Below are 23,230 nucleotides of genomic sequence, written 5' to 3'. Positions count from 1 at the left end.
CGGACCTCCCTTCTCGAGACGGGTTCAGATGGCCTTGTTACGGGCCCACTTGAGCCACTGCGAGGTGGAACGCAGCGGTCCCAGCTTCTTGCAGAAGCCCCGGCGGGCCAGGTCGTCGGCGATCTCCTGGGCGGCGATCTGCAGGCCGAGGAAGGTGTCCACGCCGGGGAAGTAGCCGCCGAGGGTGGCCGCCCCGGAGGCGTACAGCGCGCCGTCGCCGCTGGCGGTGCCCTTCACCTCGAAGTGCCGCTCCACCTCCAGCCGGCCCAGCGGATTGCGGCCCGCCCCGCTGTGCTGCAGCAGGTCGGCCAGCACCCGGTGCTCGGTGATGTCGGCCTCCAGCCCGGTGCAGTCGATGATGAAGTCCGACGCGTACTGCCGCAGCTGGCCGTCGTCGCTGCGCACATGGCTGACCAACCGGTTGTCGGGGCTGGGCTCGACCTTGTCGACCACACCCTGGAAGGCGTGGTACCAGTTCTCCCGGCGGCCCTTGGCCATCTGCTGCTGCCAGCGCCGCCGCCTGGGCGTGTTGGTGCCGCCCATGTTCTTGTAGAGCTTGGCGCGGTCCTCGCCGTCCAGCTTGCGCATCTGGGCCTTGAGCTGGCCGCCCCACACCGACTTGGGATAGTTGAAGCCCTGGTAGGCCCAGCCGTCGCCGCCGCGCCGCCGCATGAAGACGCCCGGTCCGTGCGACCCGGTGACGAACGTGCGGAAGATGTGCAGGATCTGCGTCTGCAGGCCGTACTTCTCCCGGTCGTCCATCAGCCGCTGGAGCACCCGGGAGGCGACGATGCCGCCGCCGCGCACCACCACCACGCCCGGCCGGGTCTTGAGGGTCTCGTAGACGTGCTCGTGCCGCTCGTAGGCGTTCACCACGTGGTGGTAGTCCTGGTAGCGCTCGCGGAAGTCCTGCAGGTCAGGCAGGAACCGCAGGCCCGGGTAGCCGATCGCCAGGTGCACGTACCGGGAGCGGAACGCCACCCTCCGGGTCGCGCTGAGCCCCTCCGGCGGGGTGAGGACGGTGAAGTAGCCCCCGCCCACCCGGCGCCGCACCATGCGGACCTGCCCCTTGACGAGCATGTCCCAGTAGGAGATGCGCTTGGCCTCCCGCTCCAGGTTCTGGAAGACGGTGCCGGCGCGCGGCGTCCAGTAGTCGTCGAAGATCGGCTCGGTGGCGACCTGCCGCAGGTGCCGCAGCGACTTGTCGCGCCACGCCTCCTCCAGCGCGTAGGAGGGGAAGCCCCACAGGTTGTCGGGCCGCGAGGAGGAGTCGGACCGGATCCGCTCCGGCCGCGGGATCTGTGAGACCCGGGTGAGGTACTCGTAGGTCTCCCAGGGCGTGTCGATGTTCGACAGGACCCGCAGACTGCCGGTCGGTACACCGTAGACGCGAAGGTAGTCGAGCGTGACGAACGAGCCGATCCCCCCGCCCACGGTGACGAAGGGGATGTCGTGCACCGGTATTCCGGCGCCGTGCAGCAGTTCGTCGGTCCACTGAGACGTCTGCAGGAGTTCGGGAGTCAGATCACCACGGGAGGGCGGGCTGGAACGCATGTCGATTCCCTGGGCCGAGATTTACGTCTACCTCGTTGGATGCCCAAACCCTAGATGCGGTTGGGAGGATTGCGCGATAGGGCCGGTGTCCCCGATCAGTGAGGACAATGTCCCGCCCGGATCGGGATTTTCGGTCATTTGCCCACGGATCAGTCGGGGGATTCGTCCTCGGCGCCGAAGACCATCGAGGAGATCTCCACATAGAGCTGTTCGGGGTACGGCATATAGGTGACGTTGCGGAGCGCCTGCTTGTCGCCGGCCGACTCGATGATGAACTCTCCGTAGCCGAGCACCCGGCCGACGGGGGACCGGTCGAGCTTGATGTCCTCCACCTTGCCCAGCGGCATCATCGCCACCTTGCGGTTGAGCACGCCGCTGACCATCATCACCCGGTGCTCGGTGACCAGGAAGAACTCCATCGACCAGACGATGAGCTTCCACACCAGCCGGCCCACCAGCAGCAGCCAGGGGATCCACAGCAGGGCCAGACCCGTGTAGGTGTGCACCAGGGCCGCCACCAGCAGCCCGCCCAGCGTCTCGGCCACCGGCTGCAGCAGCACCGCCGGATGCCGCCGTACGGCGATGACGTGCGCCTCGTACGACATCAGGTACTTGTCGACCGTCCGCGACCCGGCGTCGCGGAACACCATCATGTCCTGCACGTTCATCGGCGGCGCCCTCGTGAAGATCGGTCGTCCAACGGTAACCGAACGGCAGCCGGTTCGCAGTGTCCGGCGGCGCGCGTCGGATGTACCGGCCGGCGCACTTGTCTCCCGCCCGTTCCGCAACGCAGGATGGCGGCATGGTGGCCGCCAGTGAGCCGGTGCCGGCAGGGGAACGGCGGGGAACGCCCGAGCCCGCCGAGACGGGTCCGCGCGGCCCCGGGGGCGAGTTCCTACCGGACGTGACGTCCCGGCCGGTCTGGAGGCTGCTGGTCCGCGGGGTCGGCCTCTTCCTGCCGGAGTGGCAGGTCTCGCCCGGGACGCTGCGGGTCGCCCGGGGCCCCGCCGTGATCGCCCCGCCGGTCTACCTGGACGGCGGGACCGGCTTCGGGCTGCATCTGCGGCAGCGGGCGCGCACCCGGGGCCTGCAGCCGGACCGGGAGATCTACGTGCGCGGCCGGGAGGCGCAGACCTTCGGCATCGTCATCGCCGGGCCCTCGGCGGCGGTCGGCAGCCGGGTGGTGGACGCCGCCGCGCTGGTGCGGTACGCCCGCCGGCTGATTTTCGAGGAGCTGTACGACGCCGCCGACACCAGGACGTTGCCCGCGGCGGTCCGGGCGGTGCGCTCGGTGGAGGGGGCGGTGCTGCTCGACCGGGCGGCCGGGATCGGCCTGTGCGCGGAGGTGGACCGCGTCACCGGCTCGGTCAGCTGCCCGCTGGCGGTCCGGTTCGGCGACGGGCGCACCGGGCGCAACGGAGGGAACGGGCCGGAGGGGGACGTGCGCGCCTACGTGGTCGGCAACTGGCCGGCCCAGTCCGTCAGCTCCCAGACCTGATGGGCGGCCATCTGCCGTAGCCGTAGGGCCGTGGCGGCCGGGTCCCAGAACACCTCGTCGTTCTCCAGCTCCAGCGACTGCCCTGGGGTCAGCACCGCGCACAGCAGCTCCTCGCGGGTGCGCACGGCCAGCAGCGGCCCGATCTGGGTGGTGGCGCCGTCGCTGTCGTACATCGCCCGCAGCAGGGCCTTCAGCGCCGCCTCGTCGGGCGGCACCGGGCGGTCGGCCGGATGCGGGGCGCCGGCGACCCGCACGTCGGTGGGCAGCAGCGCGGCCCGGCTCAGGTCGGTGCCGGTGGAGATCAGCAGGCTGGTGAACCCGCCGGCCAGGTCTTCGGGGCTCCGCCCGGACAGGAAGAACCGCTGCCGCTGCGGCCCGCCGGGCTCGCCCTCGCCGGTGCGCAGCCGGACGTCGAGCCCGACCGTGTGCAGGCACCGCTCGTACACGTCGGTCAGGACATCCCCCAGCCGCGGGTCGCGGGCCCACAGTCGCCCGGGGACCAGCGCCCGCCCGCCGGGCCGCCCGCCCCGCAGCGACGCCCTGACCGCCTCGTCCAGCTCGCCCCCCGCGTAGTGCAGCAGGTCGCTGACGACGTCCTCCACGTCCTCCAGCGTGCGGGTCAGGTCGCGCTGCAGCTCCAGGATCTCGGTGCCGTTGCGCTCCAGGTCGGCCAGCCGATCCAGCGCGGTGTCCAGCCGCCGCCCGGCGGGCGGCTCCTGCGGCGGGGCCGACCGGACCGTGGACTCCAGGTCGGTGAGCTTGCGGCGCAGCGCGGCCAGGGTGACCCGCTGCTGCTCCAGGTCGTGCAGCCGGGTCGCCTGCGCCTTGATGTAGTCGTCGGCCTGCCGCAGCAGCGTGCTCAGCTCCTCGATCTGCCCGCTGTTGCGGCGCAGCCGGTCGTCCAGGCCGGGCAGCACGTCCCGCTTGACCCGCGACAGCTCCGCGGTCAGCTGCTCGCCGACCGTGACCAGCACCCCGTTCTGCTTGCTGACCTGCTCGCGCAGCTCCTCGATCCGGTCGGCGAACTCCCTGGCCTGGTCCTTGCTCTGTTTGCCGGCGTACAGCTCCAGCGCTCCCACGACCACGCACAACACCACCAGGACGACGGTCATCGGGCTCCTTGTCAGGCGACCTGTCGCAGGGATAGGGACGGCGGGCAAACGCTGATGATCGCGACGATAACCTACGAAACCCTGGTCCGCCGAGCAGGTCACCGACCTGATAGAAACCCCTAACGCCTGCCCTGCGGGCCCGCCGGATGTCAGTGTTCGAACGTATAATCGAATCATGGACGAACAGCGCACCCCAGCCCGGTCCGGCGACCTCCCCCCGGCCGAGATCGCCGCGCTGGCCCTCTCGCTCGCCCACCTGGGCAGCGGCCCGCAGGCGGCCGCCGCCCGCCGCGCCCTGCGCCACCTGACCGCCGACCTCGACCCCGCCGACCCCATCGTCGTCGACACCCTCACCACGCTGACCACCCCGCTGACCGAGGCCGTCGCCGACCGCGCCCGGGTGATCGCCGAGGCCATCACCGAGCGCCGGGTGGTCCGGCTGTGCTACGGCGACGCCAACGCCAACGTCACCATCCGCGAGGTGGAGCCGGTCACCTGCCTGGTCCACCGCGACCACTGGCACTTCATCGGCTGGTGTCGCATGCGCCGCGGCGTGCGCGCCTTCCGCTTCGACCGCATCCTGGCCGTCGAGCCCACCGGCACCCCGGCCGCCCTCCGTCCCGTCTCCGGCTTCCTTCCCTGGCGCCGCACCGCCGCACCCACCGGCTAGCCCCGCCATCCCGGACCGGTGGCCGCGGCGGGAACCCCCTGCTCGCCGCGGCCACCCCATCCTTCACTCCCATACCTCTTCACCCCTGACCGCACATCGGCCACCACACCCACCACCACGTCCGCGTCGGTCGGGGGCGGGCCCTGTCGGTGCAGTTCGTGATGGCCGCTGTAGGCGGTGGGCAGGTCGTGGTCGGGCCCGTAGCGGTCCAGTGCTCCGGCTTCGCCGTAGTTGCTGACCACGATGGTGGTGCGGGCGCGTTCTTGGGCTGGCAGTGCCTGGTACACGTCGGTGATCTGCTGGACGTAGGCGGGCCATCCGACCGAGTCCCGTAGTAGCGCGTTGATCGCTGGTAGCGGGGTGCGGGCCACCACGTCCACCGGCAGCGGAGACAGCGCGCCGACCACCGCCCCCACCGTGCCGTCTTACTGTGTGGCCCGACCGCGTTGTCCTGCCGCGCCGTCCTGGTAGGGCTTGGTCCCTTCGGCCGCAGCGGCGTGTCGGGCAGCGACGGCGAGGCGGAGGCGGCCACAAGACATCAGGGTGACCCGGGTGTCCTCGTCGGTGCTCCGTCCGAGGCGGATTTCCAGCCCGCCCCGCCGAGGCGTTCCCCCCACTGCCAGGCACTCCTAGTAGGCGGCCGATGTGGTGGGGCGACGTTCGTTGCGGGGCTTGGGGCGGTGTTCGTCGTAGAGGTTCGAACGGGTCGCCGCCGTCGGCCGGGTCGGCGTGAGGGCGTCTCTGGTCGTTCAGTTGTCAACTAGTCAGCGTCCTCGGGCGTCCCAGTTGGCAGGGGGTCACAATCCGGCGCGCCCGCCACAGACGTCACCCATGGGTACGAGCGGGCCGGATGGGCCTTACCCTGTAGGCAGACGTTTTCGACTCGACACGAGTAGGAAGGACTAAGACCCTGGCACCCATGCCGGACGGTCCAGCGCCGGCTCCCGTGATCCAGCGCCTGCGTGTGCGCTACGCCAAGCGCGGCAGGTTGCGGTTCACCAGCCATCGCGACATATCCCGGGCCGTGGAACGCGCAGTGCGGCGCGCCGGGATCCCTGTGGCGTTCAGCGCCGGATTCACCCCGCACCCGAAGATCTCGTACGCGGGTGCGGCGCCGACAGGGGTGGCCAGTGAGGCGGAGTACCTCGAACTCGGACTCACCGACATCCGCGACCCTGCGCGGGTGCGGGCCGACCTCGACGCGGCGCTGCCGCCGGGTCTGGACATCCTCGATGTGGTGACGGCCCCGGCGGGCACCTCGCTCGCGGACCGGCTGCAGGCGTCCGAGTGGCGGATCCGGCTGGACGGCGTCCTGCCTGAGGCCGCTGAGCAGGCGGTGGCCACCTTCATGGCCGCCGAGGAGATCGAGGTCGAACGCCTCACCAAGAAGGGCCGCCGCCGTTTCGACGCGCGTGCCGCCGTGTCCGCCTGCGGGCTGGACCGGCACGACCCGTCGACGGCCGACGGCTCTTCAACGACACTTCGAATGGTCGTGCGGCATGCCACACCTGCCGTTCGACCCGACGACGTCCTCTCCGGACTGCGACAGGTCGCCGACCTGGCGCCGCCGTCACCGCCGCTGGTGACCAGGCTGGCGCAGGGGCCCCTGGACGAAGGCACCGGTGAGCTGGCGGACCCGCTGGACCCCGACCGGGGCGCCGTGTCACCGCCCGGCGATGACGCCATGGCGGCCCACGACGCCGCACCGGAGCGGCCGGCGGGCACCGAGAGCGTGGACGTCGTCAGCGCCCGGCAATAGGACCGGCCCGTGGTGTACACGGAGCCGGTTCACGGGGATGCGGCACGGGCACGTGCGGTGTCCCTTCAGGGGAGGGCCGAGCGCGCCCAAGACGACTTCTGCCGTCGTCTCCGGACAGCCGTCCGGCCGGCGGCGGCGACGATGACTGACGGAGAGCGCCCCCGCGCGGCGCACCGCGTCGAACCGCCGACGGCGGCTCGCCCGGTAGCGCCCGGGAGCCTGACGGGAGATCACCCGCATGCACGAGAACGACACCGATTCGGCCAACACCGAGAATCCTGAAGAGACCACCGGCACCCGCGCGACACCGGTCCGCCGCCGCGCGGCCAGCCGTCCCGCCGGCCCACCCCCGGAGATCGACGACACCCCCCCGGTAATCGTCCCGCCCGAGCCGGCGCCGCCACAGGCCGCCGTCCCGCAGCCGGGCACCGGGGAGACCGAGGAGCAGGCCGCCGCCGACCAGACCGAGGAGCAGGCCGAGGAGCAGCAGGTCGCCGGCCAGACTGCCGACCAGGCCGCGGAAAAGGCCGCGGAGCGGGCCGAGGAGCAGGCCATCGCAGACCAGGCCGGAGGGCCGGCCGGGGCTGCCGATGAGCAGGCTGCCTCTGCCGAGGCGCAGGCCGCGTCCGCCGACGAGCAGCCCACGTCTGCCGACGAGCAGGCTGGGTCCGCTGAGGCACAGGCCGGGCCGCCGGCCGAGGAGCCGGCGCCCGCGAAGAAGCCCGCCCGCGCCGCCCGCGCCACCCGCTCCAGGAGCAGGAAGACCGCGCCTCCCGCCGAGCCCGAGGCCGCCGAGACCACCGCGACCTCCGAGGTGAAGGCCGCTGAGGCCGCCGAGCCTGCCAAGGCCCCCGAGACCGCTGAGGCGCCCGCCGCCGAGGCCAAGCCCGCCCGGAGCCGTTCGCGGCGCCGCACCGCAGAGACCGCGCCCCCGCCCGTTCCCGAGGTCCCCGCGATCCCCGAGATCCCGGCCGTTCCGACCCTCGACGTGTCGGCCGAGCCGGAGACCCCCGGCATCCCCTCGGTCACCTTCCAGCCCCCGATGGTGGTCTTCCAGCCGCCGCAGCCCGCCCCCAGGGCCGAGGCGCCGGCCAGGCACGCCGCCGCCGTCGTCGGGGAGGACGAGGAGGACATCGAGCCGGTCGACCTCGACGAGGAGGACGAGGAGGGCGGCGACCGGCCGCGCCGCAGGCGCCGCAGGGGCGGCCGCGGCCGCGGCAAGACCGCTGAGAAGGGCCGGGAGACCGAGGCCGAGGACGAGGCCGAGGAGGACGCGCCCGAGGCTCAGGCCGAGCCCGCCGAGGAGACCAGGACGACCCGCTCGCGCAGGCAGCGCAAGACCGACAAGGCGGACAAGACCGACAAGACGGACAAGGTTGAGGCCGCCGAGACGGCCGAGGGCGAGGAGACGGCCGGTCCGGCGCAGGAGGCCGAGGACACCGACGAGGACGCCGGCACCAGCAGGCGCCGTCGCCGCCGTCGCCGTCGTTCCGGCACCGCCGAGGGCGACGAGCAGGCCCCCGACGACCCGCCGCACACCGTCGTGCACGTCCGGCCGAGCCGCACCGCCGAACCGCGCGACGTCACCGACGAGGTCCAGTCCGTCAAGGGCTCGACCCGGCTGGAGGCCAAGAAGCAGCGCCGCCGCGAGGGCCGCGAGCAGGGCCGCCGCCGCCCGCCGGTGATCACCGAATCGGAGTTCCTGGCCCGCCGCGAGTCGGTGGAGCGGGTGATGGTGATCCGCCAGCACGGCGAGCGCACCCAGATCGCCGTCCTCGAGGACAACGTGCTGGTCGAGCACTACGTGGACCGCGCCACGCACCAGTCGTACGTGGGCAACGTCTACCTCGGCAAGGTGCAGAACGTGCTGCCCTCCATGGAGGCCGCGTTCGTCGACGTCGGCAAGGGCCGCAACGCCGTGCTCTACGCCGGGGAGGTCAACTGGGACGTGGCCGGGCTGGTCGGCCAGCCGCGCCGGATCGAGTCGGCCCTCAAGTCCGGCCAGTCGGTGCTGGTGCAGGTCACCAAGGACCCGATCGGCCACAAGGGCGCCCGGCTGACCAGCCAGGTCTCGCTGCCCGGCCGCTACCTGGTGTACGTGCCGGACGGCTCGATGACCGGCATCAGCCGCAAGCTGCCCGACAAGGAGCGCAGCCGGCTCAAGCAGGTGCTCAAGAAGATCATGCCGGACAACGCCGGGGTGATCGTGCGCACCGCCGCCGAGGGCGCCACCGAGGAGGAGCTGGAGGGCGACGTCTCGCGGCTGGCCGCGCAGTGGGAGCACATCCAGCGGCAGGCCAAGACCGCCAACGCGCCCGCGCTGCTGCACGGCGAGCCCGACCTGACCATCCGGGTCGTTCGGGACATCTTCAACGAGGACTTCAGCAAGCTGGTGGTGTCCGGCGACGACGCCTGGGACATGGTGTCGGAGTACGTCCGCTACGTCGCCCCGCACCTGGCCGACCGGGTGGAGCGCTGGGACGGCGACACCGACGTGCTGGCCTCCTACCGGATCGACGAGCAGATCGCCAAGGCGCTGGAGCGCAAGGTCTGGCTGCCCAGCGGTGGCTCGCTGGTCATCGACCGCACCGAGGCGATGACCGTGGTGGACGTCAACACCGGCAAGTTCACCGGCCAGGGTGGCAACCTGGAGGAGACCGTCACCCGCAACAACCTGGAGGCGGCCGAGGAGATCGTCCGCCAACTGCGGCTGCGCGACGTGGGCGGCATCATCGTCATCGACTTCATCGACATGGTGTTGGAGAGCAACCGGGAGCTGGTGCTGCGCCGGCTGCTGGAGTGCCTGTCGCGCGACCGCACCAAGCACCAGGTGGCCGAGGTGACCTCACTGGGCCTGGTGCAGATGACCCGCAAGCGGGTCGGCCAGGGCCTGCTGGAGGCGTTCTCCGAGGTCTGCGAGTGCTGCAACGGCCGCGGCATTCACGTCCAGACCACCCCGGTCGAGCACACGCCGGACAAGGCCGCCTCCGGGAGCCGCCGCCGCAAGCGCAAGGGCGAGGTCGAGAAGGCCGTCGAGGAGAAGCTCGCCAAGCAGGAGTCCGCCAAGCAGGAGTCCGCCAAGCGCGCCACCGCCAAGCGCGAGCAGGGCCCGCCGCCCGAGCTCGACGAGCCCGCACCGCAGACCGCCGAGGAGACCACCAAGGCCGCCGAGGCCCCCGAAGCCACCGTCGAGGCAACCGAGACCGCCCCGGCCGTCGAGCCGGAGCCCGCCGACCGGTCCGCGGAGCCGGAGGAGACCGCCCCGGCGAGCAACGGCCGCCGCCGCACCCGCCGTTCCCGCGCCAAGAAGGCCGAAGTCGCCGAGACGGCCGCCGCGGAGAGCTGACCACGGTCCCGGTCACGCGGCCCACCGGCCGCGTGACCGGGATGCCTCACCGTCCCGTGGTAATACAGGCCAACCTCGCATCCGTGCTAGACGTCATCGTTGTCCGGCCACATGGTCTGGAGGCTGTGTGGCCGGATGTGTGTCATGAGATGCCGGACGTGTGTCATGGGATGGTGTCTGGCATTGGCTAAGTACCTGTACCATGGGGAAGTCGCGCTTGGCGCGACCACTGACCCATGCACTTGAGTCTCTGTGGGGCTGCGAACCTGAACACGGATGCTCGGTGCACCCCTGTCGATCCGGCGGGTGAAAGTAGAGAGCGCTGAGGGTCCTCCCTCGTGCGTGCCGCCTTCGGTCGCAGCCGGAGGTAGGCCCTCAACCGAGGGCTGGTGAAGACCACGCGTGGGACCGGTTGGTTCCGGAAGCACGCGCCAACGAAGGGTTTCCGCGGTGTACGCGATTGTCCGCGCAGGCGGCAGGCAGGAGAAGGTGACCACGGGCGACGTGCTCACCGTCGACAAGCTCGGCGACGAGGTCGGCGCCACCGTCACCTTCCCGGCCGTGCTGGTCGTTGACGGCGACAACGTCGTGACCTCCCCGGCCGAACTCGCCAAGTACGAGATCACCGCCGAGGTGCTCGGCGCGGTCAAGGGACCGAAGATCAACATCATGCACTACCGGAACAAGACCGGGTACAAGCGGCGGATGGGCCACCGCCAGCCGTACACCCGCGTCAAGGTGCTCGAGATCAAGGCCGGTAAGTAGGAACTGCTCCCCGGTGCGCCGGGGATGATCCGTAAGGAGGGGTTGAGCGATGGCACACAAGAAGGGCGCCTCGTCCAGCCGGAACGGCCGCGACTCGAACGCCAAGCGTCTCGGGGTCAAGCGGTTCGGCGGTCAGGTCGTGAACGCGGGCGAGATCATCGTCCGCCAGCGCGGCACCCACTTCCACCCCGGCCTGAACGTCGGGCGTGGCGGCGACGACACGCTGTTCGCGCTGGTCGCCGGGACGGTCGAGTTCGGCCGTTACCGGGGCCGCAAGGCCGTGAGCATCGTCCCGCCGGCGGAGTAATCCGCCTGCACACAGCGTTACCCAGAGGGCGGACCGGATGGTCCGCCCTCTGTCATTGTCCGTACCACGAAAAGACCAGGGAGACAGCATGGCCGCCGGCGCGCAGTTCGTGGACCGGGTGGTGCTGCACATCGCGGCCGGCAACGGCGGACACGGCTGTGCCTCGGTGCACCGGGAGAAGTTCAAGCCGCTGGGCGGACCGGACGGCGGCAACGGCGGCCGGGGCGGTGACGTGATCCTCCAGGTCGACAACGGCACCGCCAGCCTGCTGGACTACCACCGCCGTCCGCACCGCAGGGCCGGCAACGGCAAGCCCGGACAGGGCTCGCACCGCAACGGCGCCGACGGCGATGACGTGGTGCTGCCCGTCCCCGACGGCACGGTGGTGCTGACCCCCGGCGGCGAGGTGTTGGCCGACCTGGTGGGGGAGGGCACCCGGTTCGTCGTGGCACAGGGCGGCCGGGGCGGGCTCGGCAACGCGGCCCTGGCCTCCACCAAGCGTAAGGCCCCCGGTTTTGCGCTGCTCGGCGAGGAGGGCGAGCAGCACGACATCGTGCTGGAGCTGAAGAGCGTCGCCGACGTCGCGCTGGTGGGCTTTCCCAGCGCCGGCAAGTCGTCGCTGATCGCGGCGCTGTCGGCGGCCCGCCCCAAGATCGCCGACTACCCGTTCACCACCCTGACCCCCAACCTGGGCGTGGTCGCCGCCGGGGACGTCACGTTCACCGTCGCCGACGTGCCCGGCCTGATCGAGGGTGCCAGCGAGGGCCGCGGCCTGGGCCTGGAGTTCCTGCGCCACATCGAGCGTTCCTCCACCCTGGTGCACGTGCTGGACTGCGCCACCATGGAGCCCGGCCGCGACCCGGTCAGCGACTTCGAGGTCATCGAGGCCGAGCTGCGCGCCTACGACCGCGAGCTGGGCGACGACATCCGGCCGCTGTCGGACCGCCCCCGGCTGGTGGTGCTCAACAAGATCGACGTGCCGGACGGGCGGGAGCTGGCCGACCTGGTGCGCCCGGAGTTCGAGGGGCGGGGCCTGCGGGTCTTCGAGGTCTCCGCGGCCACGCACGAGGGGCTGCGCGAGCTGTCGTTCGCGATGGCCGAGATGGTGGCGGCCCACCGGGCCACGCTGCCGGCGCCCGAGCCGACCCGGCTGGTGATCCGTCCCGAGCCGGTCGGCGGGGGCGCGGACTTCACCGTCCGGACGCTGGGCGACAACACCTACCTGATCGGCGGCGACAAGCCGCGCCGCTGGCTGCGGCAGACCGACTTCAACAACGACGAGGCGGTCGGCTACCTGGCCGACCGGCTGGCCCGGCTCGGGGTGGAGCAGGCGCTGGCCGAGGCGGGCGCCGAGCCCGGCGCCACCGTGATGATCGGCACCGAGGACGACGCGGTCGTCTTCGACTGGGCTCCGGAGATCACCACGGGCGGCGAGGGCCAGGGCCCGCGCGGCACCGACCGCCGGCTGGAGGGCCGATGAGCATGATCGCCGAGGATGCGGCGGTCCGGGGGGTCCGGGAGGCGATCGCCGGGGCCCGGCGGGTCGTGGTCAAGGCGGGGTCGTCCTCGCTGACCACCCCGCAGGGCGCCATCGCCGCCGACCGCATCGACGCGCTGGTGGACGTACTGGCCGCCGGCAAGAGCGCCGGGCGCGACATCGTGTTCGTCTCCTCGGGCGCCATCGCCGCCGGGCTCGGCCCGCTGGGGCTGACCCGCCGCCCGCCGGACCTGGCTACCCAGCAGGCCGCCGCCAGCGTCGGGCAGGGCCTGCTGGTCGCCCGCTACACCTCCTCGTTCGCCCGCCATGGGATGCGCGTGGGGCAGGTGCTGCTCACCGCCGACGACATGATGCGCCGCGCTCACCACCGCAACGCCCAGCGCACCCTGGAACAGCTGCTGGCGCTCGGCATCGTCCCGATCGTCAACGAGAACGACACGGTCGCCACCGACGAGATCCGGTTCGGCGACAACGACCGGCTGGCCGCGCTGGTCACCCATCTGGTCCGCGCGGACGCCCTGATCCTGCTGTCGGACGTGGACGCCCTCTACACCGGCGACCCCCGGCGACCGGGTACCCGCCGCATCACCGAGGTGCGCGGCCCCGCCGACCTGACGGAGGTCGAGCTCGGCGGGTCCGGCCGGGTCGGCACCGGCGGCATGGTGACCAAGGTGGAGGCGGCCCGGATCGCCGGCGGCGCGAGCGTCCCGGTGGTGCTGACCAACGCCGCCTCCGCCGCCGCCGCGATGGCCGGCGAGCCGGTCGGCACCTACTTCCACCCCGAGGCCCGCCGCCCGTCCACCCGGCTGCTGTGGCTGGCGCACGCCACCACCGGCCAGGGACGCCTGCTGCTGGACCCGGGCGCGGTGGACGCGGTGGTGCGGCGGCGCAAGTCGCTGCTGCCCGCCGGGCTGACCGGCGTGGAGGGGGACTTCAACGCCGGCGACCCGGTGGACGTGGTCGACGGAAACGGCCGCGTGGTGGCGCGCGGCCTGGTGAACTACGACGCGGGGGAGATCCCCTCTCTGATGGGGCGCTCCACCCGCTGGCTGGCCCGCGAGCTGGGCCCCGAGTACGAACGGGAGATCATCCACCGCGATGATCTGGTCATCCTCGACCGGCGACAAGGCGAAGGAGCACGGTGATGGACGAGCGTGAGGAGTTCCGGCGGGTGGCCGTCGCGGCCCGGGAGGCCGCGGCGAGGCTGGCGCCGCTGCCGCGGGCGGCCAAGGACGCCGCGCTGCACGCCATCGCCGACGCGCTGCTGGCGAACGTGCCGCAGATCGTCAAGGCCAACGAGGCCGACGTGGCCGCCGCCCGTGAGAACGGCATCTCCGAGTACATGATCGACCGGCTCAGCCTGGACGAGGGCCGGATCGCGGCGATCGCGGCGGCCGTCCGCCAGGTCGCCGCGCTGCCCGACCCGGTCGGCGAGGTGGTGCGCGGCACGGTGCTGCCCAACGGGCTGGAGCTGCGGCAGATCCGGGTGCCGATGGGCGTGGTCGGCATCATCTACGAGGGCCGCCCCAACGTCACCGTGGACGCGGCGGCGCTGTGCCTCAAGAGCGGCAACGTGGCGATGCTGCGCGGCTCCTCCTCGGCCTACAACTCCAACACCGCGCTGGTCGGCATCATGCAGGCCGCGCTGGCGGGCACCGACGTGCCCGCCGACGCCGTCCAGTTGGTCCCCGGCACCTCCCGCGAGTCGGTCAAGCACCTGATGCGGGCGCGCGGGCTGGTGGACGTGCTGATCCCGCGCGGCGGCGCCTCGCTGATCAACTCGGTGGTGGAGGAGTCCACCGTGCCGGTGATCGAGACCGGGGTGGGCAACTGCGCGGTGTACGTGGACGCCGACGCCGACCTCGACATGGCCGTCGACATCCTCCTCAACGCCAAGACGCAGCGGCCCTCGGTGTGCAACGCCGCCGAGACCCTGCTGGTGCACGAGGGCATCGCCGACGCCTTCCTGCCCCGCGCGCTGCAGGCGCTGGCCGAGGCGGGCGTCACCGTGCACGGCGACGAGCGGGTCCGCTCCCACTCGGCCGACGTGGTCGCCGCCACCGAGGACGACTGGTACGCCGAGTACCTGTCGCTGGACATCGCCGCGCGGGTGGTCGGCTCCCTGGAGGAGGCTGCCGCCCACATCCGCAAGTACGGCTCCGGACACACCGAGGCGATCGTCACCACCTCGCAGCAGGCCGCCCGGCGGTTCGTCGCCACGGTCGACTCGGCCGCGATCATGGTGAACGCCTCGACCCGCTTCACCGACGGCGAGGAGTTCGGCTTCGGTGCCGAGATCGGCATCTCCACCCAGAAGCTGCACGCCCGCGGCCCGATGGGGCTGCCCGAGCTGACCTCCACCAAGTACGTGGTCACCGGCGAGGGCCAGCTGCGCGGCTGAGAGCCCCCGCCTCCAGGCCGGTGCGCCTCGCCAGGCGAGGCGCACCGGTACCGAGCTCGTGCGCCGACGGGACGTACCCGAACCTGGGGTGCGTCACCGACCGGGCCGACGGCTCGCGCGCCGGGTCAGTCCTCGCCGCGGTCCTGGCCGCCGCCGCGGCGGCCGGCGCGGGCGAACAGGTCCCCGGCGAGCCCGGCCGCGCCGTCGGCGATGTCGCGGAGCTTGCCGACGAACGGGTCGGCCGTCTCGTTCCAGGAGTCGCGGTACGCCTTGGCGGCGTTGCGGATCTCGTCGGTCACCTTCGCGCTGCCGTCGTCCTGGCGGCGCGGGTAGTGGCCTTCCATGATCCGCCGGTACTCGGCCCCGCCCGCCCACTTGTCGATCTCGGCGAACCGGACCACCGCGTACGGATGCGAGCGCTGCATCAGGTTGAGGAACTTCAGCAGCCCGTCGCGCACGTCCCCGGCCGCGTCGTACTCGCGGGCCTGCCGGTGGAACGCCTCGACGTTCATCTCGGTCAGCTGCGGGCCACCGGCCATCTTCATCAGCGCCCGCTTGACCGCGTGGACATCCTGGCTGGTCAGCAGCCCGGCCCGGTCGGCCGACAGTTCCGCCTTGCGCTGCCACTCCTGCAGCCCGATCACGATCGCGCCGATCGCCAGGTTGCCCAGCGGCAGCCAGGCCAGCCGGGCGCCCAGCGAGGTCAGGATCAGCAGCATCGTGCGGTAGACCGCGTGCCCGGACAGGATGTGGCCGACCTCGTGGCCCACTACATACCGCAGCTCCTCGTCGTCGAGCAGCTCGATCAGCCCGGTGTTCAGCACGATGAACGGCTTGTCGGTGCCGATCGCCATCGCGTTCGGCGTCGGGTCCTGCACCACGTACAGCTCGGGGACCTCGTCGAAGTCCAGGATGTAGGCCGCGTCGCGAACCATGTCGTGGATGTTGCGGAACTGGTCCTCGCCGACCCGGACGCTGCCACCCAGGAACATCAGCCGTAGAGCACGTTCGCTGAACATGCCGGACAGCCGGCGCAGAACGGTGTCGAACCCGGTCAGCGACCGCAGCGCCACCAGGGCGGAACGGTCGGCCGGATGCTCGTAGGCCCGAGAACTGATCCCCGGGAAGCGCGTGCGTGCTCGGTCCGGCGTGTTCTTCGTCATATCCGGCATGCTAATTCCGACGAACCACCCCGACCCAGGGTTCCCGGCCCCGGCTCCAGGCCCGTTCCGGCCAGCTCCACCGGGTCGGTGACCGGCTCGTTCGGAGCACCGGCCGGAGCGTCGCGGCCCCGGCGGCCGCCACGGGCGGGAACGGGGCGGGATACGGGCCGCCGATGCGGACTCGTTATGGTCGCCCCTATGACCAGCAGCACCGCCGGGGGGCCCCGGCGCCTCGGCGTCATGGGCGGCACGTTCGACCCCATCCACCACGGCCACCTGGTGGCGGCCAGCGAGGTCGCGCACCTGTTCGAGCTGGACGAGGTGATCTTCGTCCCCACCGGGCGGCCCTGGCAGAAGTCCGAGAGCACGGTCACCTCCGCCGAGGACCGCTACCTGATGACCGTGATCGCCACCGCGTCCAACCCCAGGTTCTCGGTGAGCCGAATCGACATCGACCGTCCCGGCCCCACCTACACCATCGACACCCTGCGGGAGATGCGCAAGATCTACGGCCCCGAGGTCGAACTGTTCTTCATCACTGGCGCCGACGCCCTCGCCAAGATGCTGACCTGGCGCAACGCCGCCGACATGTTCACCTTGGCGCACTTCGTCGGCTGCACCCGGCCCGGCCACCGGCTCACCGACCCCGGCCTGCCCAAGGGCGGGGTCAGCCTGGTCGAGGTGCCCGCGCTGGCGATCTCCTCCACCGAGTGCCGTGACCGCGTCCGCGCCGGCGAGCCGATCTGGTATCTGGTCCCCGACGGAATCGTCCAGTACATCAACAAACGGCATCTTTACCGACAGTGACCAAGGCCGCTCCGGTGGCCCCCGCGGCGGCATAACCTGGGGGTATCGGCTGTCCGCCGCGCCGTCGCGAGGATCGGAAACGGAACCGGCGGCCGTGAGAGAGTAGAGCCGGGAATCGTCCGCAACCGGGAGGACCGCGACTTCACGTGACCGCATCCGACAGGGCCGCCGAGCTGGTCCGGATCGCCGCCGAGGCGGCGGGTGACAAGCTGGCCGACGACATCATCGCCTATGACGTGAGCGAGCAGCTGGTGATCACCGACGCCTTCGTGCTCTGCTCGGCGCCCAGTGACCGCCAGGTCCGCGCCATCGTCGACGAGATCGAACGGCGCATGCGCGAGGACGCCGAAGCCAAGCCCGTGCGCCGCGAGGGCGAACGCGAGGGCCGCTGGGTGCTGCTCGACTTCCTCGACGTGATCGTCCACGTCCAGCACGAGGAGGACCGCACCTTCTACGCCCTGGAACGACTGTGGAAGGACTGCCCCGTCATCGAGCTGCCCGAGAGCGTCAACGCGCACGCCGGCCGGCGTGCCCCCGCCACCGGCCCCGGAGGCGCCGGTGAGTGACGAGATGGGCACGGGCACCCGCCGGGAGCCCGGCCGTCGCCGGCTGGTGCTGTGGCGGCACGGTCAGACCTCCTGGAACGTCGAGCGCCGCTTCCAGGGCAAGACCGACATCCCCCTCGACGAGACCGGCGTCGCCCAGGCCCAACGGGCCGCCCGGCTGCTGTCGGGGCTGCGCCCCACCACGATCCTGGCGTCCCCGCTCCAGCGCGCCGCCGACACTGCCGCCGCCCTCGCTGAGGTCACCGGCCTGCCCGTCAGCTACGACCGCGACCTCATCGAACGCGACGGCGGCAAGTGGGAGGGGCTGACCAGCACCGAGATCCGCGAGCGCTACCCGGCCGAGCACGCCGCCTGGCAGCCGCCCGGCGGCGAGACCAGCGCCCAGGTGGCCAAGCGGGTCTCCGCCGCCCTCGACCGGGCCCTGGACCGGCTGCCCGCCGACGGTGTCCTGGTCGTCGCCTCCCACGGCGCCGCCCTCCGCCTCGGCATGTGCGGCCTGCTCGGCTTCCCCGAGGAGATCTGGGAACGCCTCGGCGGCCTGTCCAACTGCTGCTGGTCGGTGCTGGGCGAGATGCGCGACGGCGGCTGGCGCCTGCTCGAGCACAACGCCGGCACCCTCCCCGAACCCGTTCTCAGCGACGACCGCCCAGGTCAGGACGAACGCGCGGGGACCTCGACGCCCTGACCGACAATCGATTCGAGTCAACGGCCACCGTCCTATACACTGGCCAAGCGCTGCGGGATGCACGTCCACGCAGTTGCCCGGGGCTATGGCGCAGTTGGTAGCGCGCCTCCATGGCATGGAGGAGGTCTGGGGTTCGAATCCCCATAGCTCCACTCGGACCTGGGACCAGTGTGGTCAGCGGCGTTGTCGCTTTCCCGCTGGTCCTTCGTCGTGTTGGCCCGGGGGGCGACTCCCCGGAGCCTCCGGGCGGGGGCTCTGCCCCCACGCCCCCGCGTTGGTGCAAAGGGCCGGAGACCGGGTGGCGGTGTCGTGAAGAGGTCGCTTTCGAGGGCGGCTCGGTTCGTGTTTCCTCCGGCTCGGTGGGCCGGGGCTCTCCTGGATGTGGGTGAGGTGGGCGTCGTACGCCGGGTGGCCTTGACGGTCGGCGGTGTCAGAAGTCGAACCAGGGGAGGCAGGACAGGTTGTAGAGCTCGTTGGAGTCGGTGCTCGCCTCGACGATGTCGTGCCAGTTGCCGCCGTACTGGGTGTACATCCAGTCGATCGTGGGGCCGAGGGGGTCGCCATAGCGGGCCCTGTTGCGCTCCTCCATCTTGGCCACCTGCTTGGCCTTCATCTTGGTGCGGACCAGGGCCTTGGCCTGGTTGCGGCGGGGCACCATGATCCGGGCGATCTCCTGCTCGGAGCGTCCCTGCACGCGGAGCCTGTCCACCTCGACCTCCATGGCCTCCAGACGGTCCAGGTACTGCTGCCGGACCTGGCAGGTGTGCACCCAGTCGTCGGCCGGCCCGACACCGGTCCACATCGAGAGCCCGAACGAGCCGGACAGCACCAGGACCATGATGATCATCCGCCGCATGCGCAGAACCTCCCGGGGGCCGACAGGACGCCGTCGAGGAGACGATGCCGTGCGCGGGTCAAGGTTGATCAATGATCTCGCAATCGAGGTCCGGTGCGCCGCCCCTCATCGCGACCCGGCCGTGGATCCGGTCCGCCGTGCTGATCCACTCGCCGAGTGCACTAAGCTTTCTCGTGGCCGGTCGGCAGATTCGCGGATCTCCGGCTAGCACGGGGCTATGGCGCAGTTGGTAGCGCGCCTCCATGGCATGGAGGAGGTCTGGGGTTCGAATCCCCATAGCTCCACTCGGACCTGGGACCAGTGTGGTCAGCGGCGTTGTCGCTTTCCCCGCTGGTCCTTCGTCGTGTTGGCCCGGGGGGCGGGCCACCCGGAGCCCCCCGGGTGGGGGCTCTGCCCCCACGCCCCCGTGTTAGTGCAAAGGGGCTGGTACGGGAGTCGGTCGGACTCTTCCTGGCTCAGGCTGTGCAGGGGTACGGCCAACCGCTGGCGCGCATCCTTTGTTCGAGGTGAGGGCCTTGGCTTCACGCCCGCGTTGGTGGGAGGGGTGGGTGCGGGCGGTTGGTCGGGTTCTGTTGGGGCGGGGTCGTGTGGGGGTACGGCCAGTCGCTGTTGCGCATTCTTCGTTCTGGTGTGAGGGCCTCGGCTTCGAGCCTGCGTTGGTGGAAGGGGCGAGTCCTTTTGGGGCGAGGGCCATGCAGGGGTGCGGTTGCCGCTGTTGTCCGTTCTTGGTTCAGGGGTGGAGGCCCTGGCCTCGGACGTGTGTTGGTGTGAGGGTTCGGGCGACAGCGGTTGAGGTTGGCCTGGATCAGGAGTCGGGAGAGTGCGGCAAGGGCTGTTGGCCGGTTCTTCGGTGTTCTCGGTCCACGTCCCGGCTATGCGGGGAAGGCGCCGGCGGTTGCGTGTGGTCCCGTCAGGGAGTTTGCGGGCCTGTGCTTGGTGGGTGGGGCGCGCTAGGGGCGGGCGAAGGGGGACGGGAGGTGCGGGGCGGCCACCAGGCCGTCGCGTGTCCGGATTCGTTCCAGTAGTGCGGAACGGGTGACCGCTGCGGTGGCGGCGTCCTCGTCGTATAGGTACGTCACCGTCTCGTCGGCGAGCTGTACCGGATGCAGGACGACATCGCCGGTCACGACCAGGCGGTGATCGTCGATCACGACGGACTGGTGCCCGGGTGTGTGGCCGGGAGTGGGGAAGAGCTCGACGGCTTCGGCGAGTCGGGTCCGTCCATCGACGGCGTCCAGGCAGCCGGCCTCCAGCAGGGGGAGGAGCGTCTGCTCAGCGACCGGGTTGTCCGGTGCCCCGAGCAGCCAGTCCATCTCCTGACGCTGCAGGACGTAGCGGGCGTTGGGGAAGGTCGGCTGGCCCTCGGCCACGGCTCCACCGGCATGGTCGCTGTGCAGATGAGTGAGCACGACGACGTCTACGTCGGCCGGCGCGGCCCCGGCGGCCGACAGCGCGTCGACCAGTCGGCCGGGCACGGGCGCCCAGCCGGCTGCGGCCGAGTGGGTGCCACCGATCCCGGTGTCCACCAGCACGGTCGGGCCCGCCGGTACCCGCAACAGGAAGCAGTGGAAATGCAGCACCCACTCGCCGCCGGCCCCGAAGGCGCCCGGCTCCTCATCCCGCAGCCGCTCCCATAGCTCCGGCGAGGACCCGGGGAACGTCTCGTCCAACGGCCGGCGCAGGGACTCGCCCATCGGCCCGACCGCGTCACACAGCGGGACCACTTCCACTCCGGCGACCGACCTGGCCGAGATGTCGTGCATGCACCTCATGATCGCATCCATCCGATGCGGCGCTCGGCCATGGGTCGACGAAACGACCTGCATCCGCTCGCCGGCGCGGACGCGGTGCTCGGTGGAGGAAGTCGACAGCACCGGCGCCCCTACCAGGCCGATCCCGCCTTTGGACAGGCCAAACCGGTCTTCTCCGCCGTCACCGAGTTCGCCCAGGTGACCAGCGGGGGCAGCAGCGGGTCCGACCACTCCGGCGCCGCTCGTAGACCTCGGATGCTGGGCCGACGATGTCATCGGCCTCTGCGACGCGCTGGACATCGCCGACCTTGTACCGCTTGGTCCCGTACCGCTCGGCATATCGAGCGGAGGCCGGGTCGTCCTGGCAGCCGCTCTCCGCTCGCCGGATCCCGGCCACCGCGCCGGACATCCGCCGGCACCCGTGGCAGGAAGCTGCGGAAGCACGGCACTCGCTCGCCCCGCGCCGAAGACGCGCGCCGCGGCCGTTCCGGCGCCTCGTGCCGGAAGTGGCCATCACCGGCCCCCCGGGATCCGTCGGGACAAAATGATCAGATGCGCATCCAGGTAGACGACGTGCACCTCTACTTCGACGTCGACGGCCCCGCCCTCGTCCCGGACGGACCGGGAATGGCCGAGCGCCCGACGATCGTCACCCTGCACGGCGGGCCGGGCGCCGACCATTCGTCGTTCAAACCGATCTTCGCCGCTGCGGCCGAGTTCGCCCAGATCGTCTACTTCGATCAGCGGGGCAGCGGCAGGTCCGACCACGCCGACGCCCGGTCGTGGACGTGGGAGCGCTGGGCCGACGATGTCATCGGCCTCTGCGACGCGCTGGACATCGCCGACCCCGTGCTGCTCGGCACGTCCAGCGGAGGCTGGGTCGCCCTGACCGCCGCGCTCCGCCATCCGGACCGGATCTCCCGGCTCGTGCTCGACAGCGTCATGCCCGGGCCCACCGAGGAGCGCCTGGCCGTCTTCGAACGGCTCGGCGGCGCCGAGGCCCGTGAGGTGGCCCGGCGCTACTGGGCGGGGGAGAGCACCGACGAGATCCGCCAGGCGTGGCGGAACGTCTGCCTCCCCCTCTACTCCCGGCGGCCGGACGGCGACCCCGACGCGGCCGACAGGCTCCGGCGGATCGTCTGGAACGACGACGTCCTCGAACACTTCCGGCACTCCCTCGCAGCCCGGTTCGACCCGTGGGACCAGCTCGGCGCGATCACCTGCCCCACGCTCGTCCTCGCCGGTGAGGACGACCCGGTGGCCACGGCACCGGCCGCACGCCGCCTCGCCGACGCGCTCACCGGCTGTCCCGTACGCCTGCACGTCCTGCCGGACGTCGGCCACGGGGTTTTCAGGGAGACGCCCGCCCACGCCTTCGAACTGCTGCGCGACTTCGTGACCGGGGGAGTCTGACCGGGCCCACGGGCGTCGAGCGTCCATGGACGCGGGGACTTGCCAGGAAGGGCGGGGATACCGCCGTGGGTGTGTTCCCCTCCCCGGACCTTTGAGCGGGCCCCGCCTCGTCGAAACGTTGTCCAGAGCCGGCTTCGGCCGGTCTGCCCATGGACAGGGAACACCTTCGGTGGGCCGCGCGTTCCCCGCAGTGGCCGCAGTGGCCGCAGTGGCCGCAGTGGCCGCAGTGGCCGCAGCTCTCCTCGTCCGGTCCCCAGAGGGCTGGGGAGGGACGGGGGAACCAGTGCCGGGCGGGGGCCCGTTCGGGAGTCCGGACAGGTCGGGATCGTCGATTTGACGGTCTTTCGGATCTTGCTTAGAGTTCACGTGCCCCAAGGGGATGCGGGACGCCGGCAGGCGGACGGCCCCGGGGAGACCCTCCGGCGGAAAACCGTTCGAAGCAGGCTTCGGGCGGGGGTAAGCTAGAGGGACAGCCCAGACGGGATGCAGGACACCGCGCAGGTGGCCGGCCCGGGGGACCCCCTCAGATGATCTGCAAGGACGCAGTTGCGTCCTGCGGAAGCGTCTGCGGGGTGGGCGAGCAGCTGACAACAAGATCGATTCGTTCGACAGGTTGACAGATGCTAAGATCCTGGTAAGTTAGAAGGGTTGCCCCACGGGGCGCTCGCCCGGGAGGGTGGGTGTTGCGGGGTGGGTGTCCGTTTCTTGAGAACTCAACAGTGTGTTAAAAGCCAGTGCCTTGTGACAGCCCCTGGTTGATTGGGGTTGTTGTTCCTCGTCTGAGGAATTTCTTTGAGGCGATGCTCGCCGGTTGTTGTGGCCGGTGGGTGTCTGCTGGGATGTGAGTCCCGTTCAGGTTTGCCTGTCTTCTCCTGGTGGAGAGGGTGGGTGTGTGACCTTGATGGAGAGTTTGATCCTGGCTCAGGACGAACGCTGGCGGCGTGCTTAACACATGCAAGTCGAGCGGAAAGGCCCCTTCGGGGGTACTCGAGCGGCGAACGGGTGAGTAACACGTGAGCAACCTGCCCCTGACTTCGGGATAAGCCTGGGAAACCGGGTCTAATACCGGATATGACCTC

At 71.3% G+C, this 23,230-nt stretch carries 20 protein-coding genes, 2 tRNA genes and 1 rRNA gene; 16 read left to right on the top strand and 7 right to left on the bottom strand.

The annotated features are described in order from the left end of the window. Positions 1-24: 24 nt before the first annotated feature. On the bottom strand, positions 25-1,554 hold the full coding sequence (locus C4U03_RS31355; RefSeq protein ID WP_103943016.1) for a hypothetical protein: 1,530 nt from the start codon (positions 1,552-1,554) through the stop codon (positions 25-27). A 149-nt stretch (positions 1,555-1,703) separates the two neighbouring features. Further along, positions 1,704-2,222, bottom strand: coding sequence for a PH domain-containing protein (locus C4U03_RS31350; RefSeq protein WP_103943014.1), 519 nt, complete (start codon positions 2,220-2,222; stop codon positions 1,704-1,706). A gap of 134 nt (positions 2,223-2,356) precedes the next feature. Here C4U03_RS31350 and C4U03_RS31345 point away from each other — a divergent pair, with 134 nt between their 5' ends. After that, positions 2,357-3,052, top strand: a complete 696-nt coding sequence (locus C4U03_RS31345) for a hypothetical protein (RefSeq protein WP_103943012.1) — start codon at positions 2,357-2,359, stop codon at positions 3,050-3,052. On the opposite strand, the gene C4U03_RS31340 is transcribed toward C4U03_RS31345, so the two are convergent. Then, positions 3,004-4,164 carry a coiled-coil domain-containing protein gene (locus C4U03_RS31340; protein WP_103943010.1) on the bottom strand — a complete coding sequence of 387 codons (1,161 nt, stop codon included), beginning with the start codon at positions 4,162-4,164 and terminating at the stop codon, positions 3,004-3,006. The two genes, C4U03_RS31345 and C4U03_RS31340, sit on opposite strands and share 49 nt — an antisense overlap. Before the next feature lie 175 nt (positions 4,165-4,339). Between C4U03_RS31340 and C4U03_RS31335 the strand changes: the two genes are divergently transcribed. Beyond that, the gene (locus C4U03_RS31335; RefSeq protein WP_103943008.1) at positions 4,340-4,834 is read left to right on the top strand and encodes a helix-turn-helix transcriptional regulator; all 495 of its coding nucleotides are present in this window, start codon (positions 4,340-4,342) and stop codon (positions 4,832-4,834) included. On the opposite strand, the gene C4U03_RS31330 is transcribed toward C4U03_RS31335, so the two are convergent. After that, positions 4,831-5,250: a hypothetical protein gene (locus tag C4U03_RS31330; RefSeq protein ID WP_103943007.1), complete on the bottom strand. Its 420-nt coding sequence runs from the start codon at positions 5,248-5,250 to the stop codon at positions 4,831-4,833. The two genes, C4U03_RS31335 and C4U03_RS31330, sit on opposite strands and share 4 nt — an antisense overlap. A gap of 503 nt (positions 5,251-5,753) precedes the next feature. Between C4U03_RS31330 and C4U03_RS31325 the strand changes: the two genes are divergently transcribed. The 7 genes from C4U03_RS31325 (at position 5,754) to C4U03_RS31295 (ending at position 14,910) form a co-directional block, all read left to right on the top strand. Then, complete coding sequence (locus tag C4U03_RS31325) at positions 5,754-6,593, top strand: TIGR03936 family radical SAM-associated protein (protein ID WP_200827598.1); 840 nt, start codon at positions 5,754-5,756, stop codon at positions 6,591-6,593. A 238-nt stretch (positions 6,594-6,831) separates the two neighbouring features. Further along, positions 6,832-9,939: an Rne/Rng family ribonuclease gene (locus C4U03_RS31320; RefSeq protein WP_103943005.1), complete on the top strand. Its 3,108-nt coding sequence runs from the start codon at positions 6,832-6,834 to the stop codon at positions 9,937-9,939. Positions 9,940-10,389: 450 nt separating this feature from the next. Beyond that, complete coding sequence (gene rplU / locus C4U03_RS31315) at positions 10,390-10,704, top strand: 50S ribosomal protein L21 (RefSeq protein WP_103943003.1); 315 nt, start codon at positions 10,390-10,392, stop codon at positions 10,702-10,704. 49 nt (positions 10,705-10,753) lie between these two features. After that, a complete protein-coding gene (rpmA, locus tag C4U03_RS31310; RefSeq protein ID WP_103943001.1) occupies positions 10,754-11,011 on the top strand; it encodes a 50S ribosomal protein L27 in 258 nt (85 codons plus the stop codon). A gap of 88 nt (positions 11,012-11,099) precedes the next feature. Continuing rightward, positions 11,100-12,491: a GTPase ObgE gene (gene obgE / locus C4U03_RS31305; RefSeq protein WP_103942999.1), complete on the top strand. Its 1,392-nt coding sequence runs from the start codon at positions 11,100-11,102 to the stop codon at positions 12,489-12,491. Beyond that, positions 12,488-13,654, top strand: coding sequence for a glutamate 5-kinase (gene proB, locus C4U03_RS31300; RefSeq protein WP_103942997.1), 1,167 nt, complete (start codon positions 12,488-12,490; stop codon positions 13,652-13,654). The genes obgE and proB overlap by 4 nt, the downstream gene beginning before the upstream one ends. Then, on the top strand, positions 13,654-14,910 hold the full coding sequence (locus C4U03_RS31295; RefSeq protein WP_103942995.1) for a glutamate-5-semialdehyde dehydrogenase: 1,257 nt from the start codon (positions 13,654-13,656) through the stop codon (positions 14,908-14,910). The genes proB and C4U03_RS31295 overlap by 1 nt, the downstream gene beginning before the upstream one ends. A 125-nt stretch (positions 14,911-15,035) precedes the next feature. On the opposite strand, the gene C4U03_RS31290 is transcribed toward C4U03_RS31295, so the two are convergent. Next, entirely contained in the window at positions 15,036-16,073 is a 1,038-nt protein-coding gene (locus C4U03_RS31290; RefSeq protein ID WP_235018265.1) for a M48 family metallopeptidase, read from the bottom strand. Positions 16,074-16,271: 198 nt separating this feature from the next. Here C4U03_RS31290 and nadD point away from each other — a divergent pair, with 198 nt between their 5' ends. From nadD to C4U03_RS31270, 4 genes are all read left to right on the top strand, one after another. Beyond that, on the top strand, positions 16,272-16,880 hold the full coding sequence (gene nadD / locus C4U03_RS31285) for a nicotinate-nucleotide adenylyltransferase (protein ID WP_103942991.1): 609 nt from the start codon (positions 16,272-16,274) through the stop codon (positions 16,878-16,880). Positions 16,881-17,026: 146 nt separating this feature from the next. Continuing rightward, positions 17,027-17,446, top strand: coding sequence for a ribosome silencing factor (gene rsfS, locus C4U03_RS31280; protein WP_103942989.1), 420 nt, complete (start codon positions 17,027-17,029; stop codon positions 17,444-17,446). Positions 17,447-17,450: 4 nt separating this feature from the next. Then, positions 17,451-18,131: a histidine phosphatase family protein gene (locus tag C4U03_RS31275; RefSeq protein ID WP_103943237.1), complete on the top strand. Its 681-nt coding sequence runs from the start codon at positions 17,451-17,453 to the stop codon at positions 18,129-18,131. A 79-nt stretch (positions 18,132-18,210) separates the two neighbouring features. Then, positions 18,211-18,283, top strand: a tRNA-Ala gene (locus C4U03_RS31270). Between the two features lie 278 nt (positions 18,284-18,561). Here C4U03_RS31270 and C4U03_RS31265 read toward each other — a convergent pair. Continuing rightward, a complete protein-coding gene (locus C4U03_RS31265; RefSeq protein WP_103942987.1) occupies positions 18,562-18,987 on the bottom strand; it encodes a hypothetical protein in 426 nt (141 codons plus the stop codon). Between the two features lie 211 nt (positions 18,988-19,198). Between C4U03_RS31265 and C4U03_RS31260 the strand changes: the two genes are divergently transcribed. Then, positions 19,199-19,271 (top strand) — tRNA-Ala (locus tag C4U03_RS31260). Between the two features lie 666 nt (positions 19,272-19,937). Here the strand turns inward: C4U03_RS31260 and C4U03_RS31255 are convergent. Then, on the bottom strand, positions 19,938-20,750 hold the full coding sequence (locus C4U03_RS31255) for an MBL fold metallo-hydrolase (RefSeq protein ID WP_235018264.1): 813 nt from the start codon (positions 20,748-20,750) through the stop codon (positions 19,938-19,940). A gap of 540 nt (positions 20,751-21,290) precedes the next feature. Between C4U03_RS31255 and C4U03_RS40720 the strand changes: the two genes are divergently transcribed. Both C4U03_RS40720 and C4U03_RS31245 read left to right on the top strand, forming a co-directional pair. Beyond that, entirely contained in the window at positions 21,291-22,151 is an 861-nt protein-coding gene (locus tag C4U03_RS40720) for an alpha/beta fold hydrolase (RefSeq protein ID WP_160147154.1), read from the top strand. Between the two features lie 898 nt (positions 22,152-23,049). Beyond that, positions 23,050-23,230: ribosomal RNA gene (locus C4U03_RS31245) — 16S ribosomal RNA — on the top strand; the annotation flags it as partial.

The organism is Thermomonospora echinospora, from assembly GCF_900108175.1.
GTDB classification, from domain to species: domain Bacteria; phylum Actinomycetota; class Actinomycetes; order Streptosporangiales; family Streptosporangiaceae; genus Thermomonospora; species Thermomonospora echinospora.
Note: the sequence above shows the minus strand (reverse complement) of the source record. Positions and strands in the feature narration are given on the sequence as shown.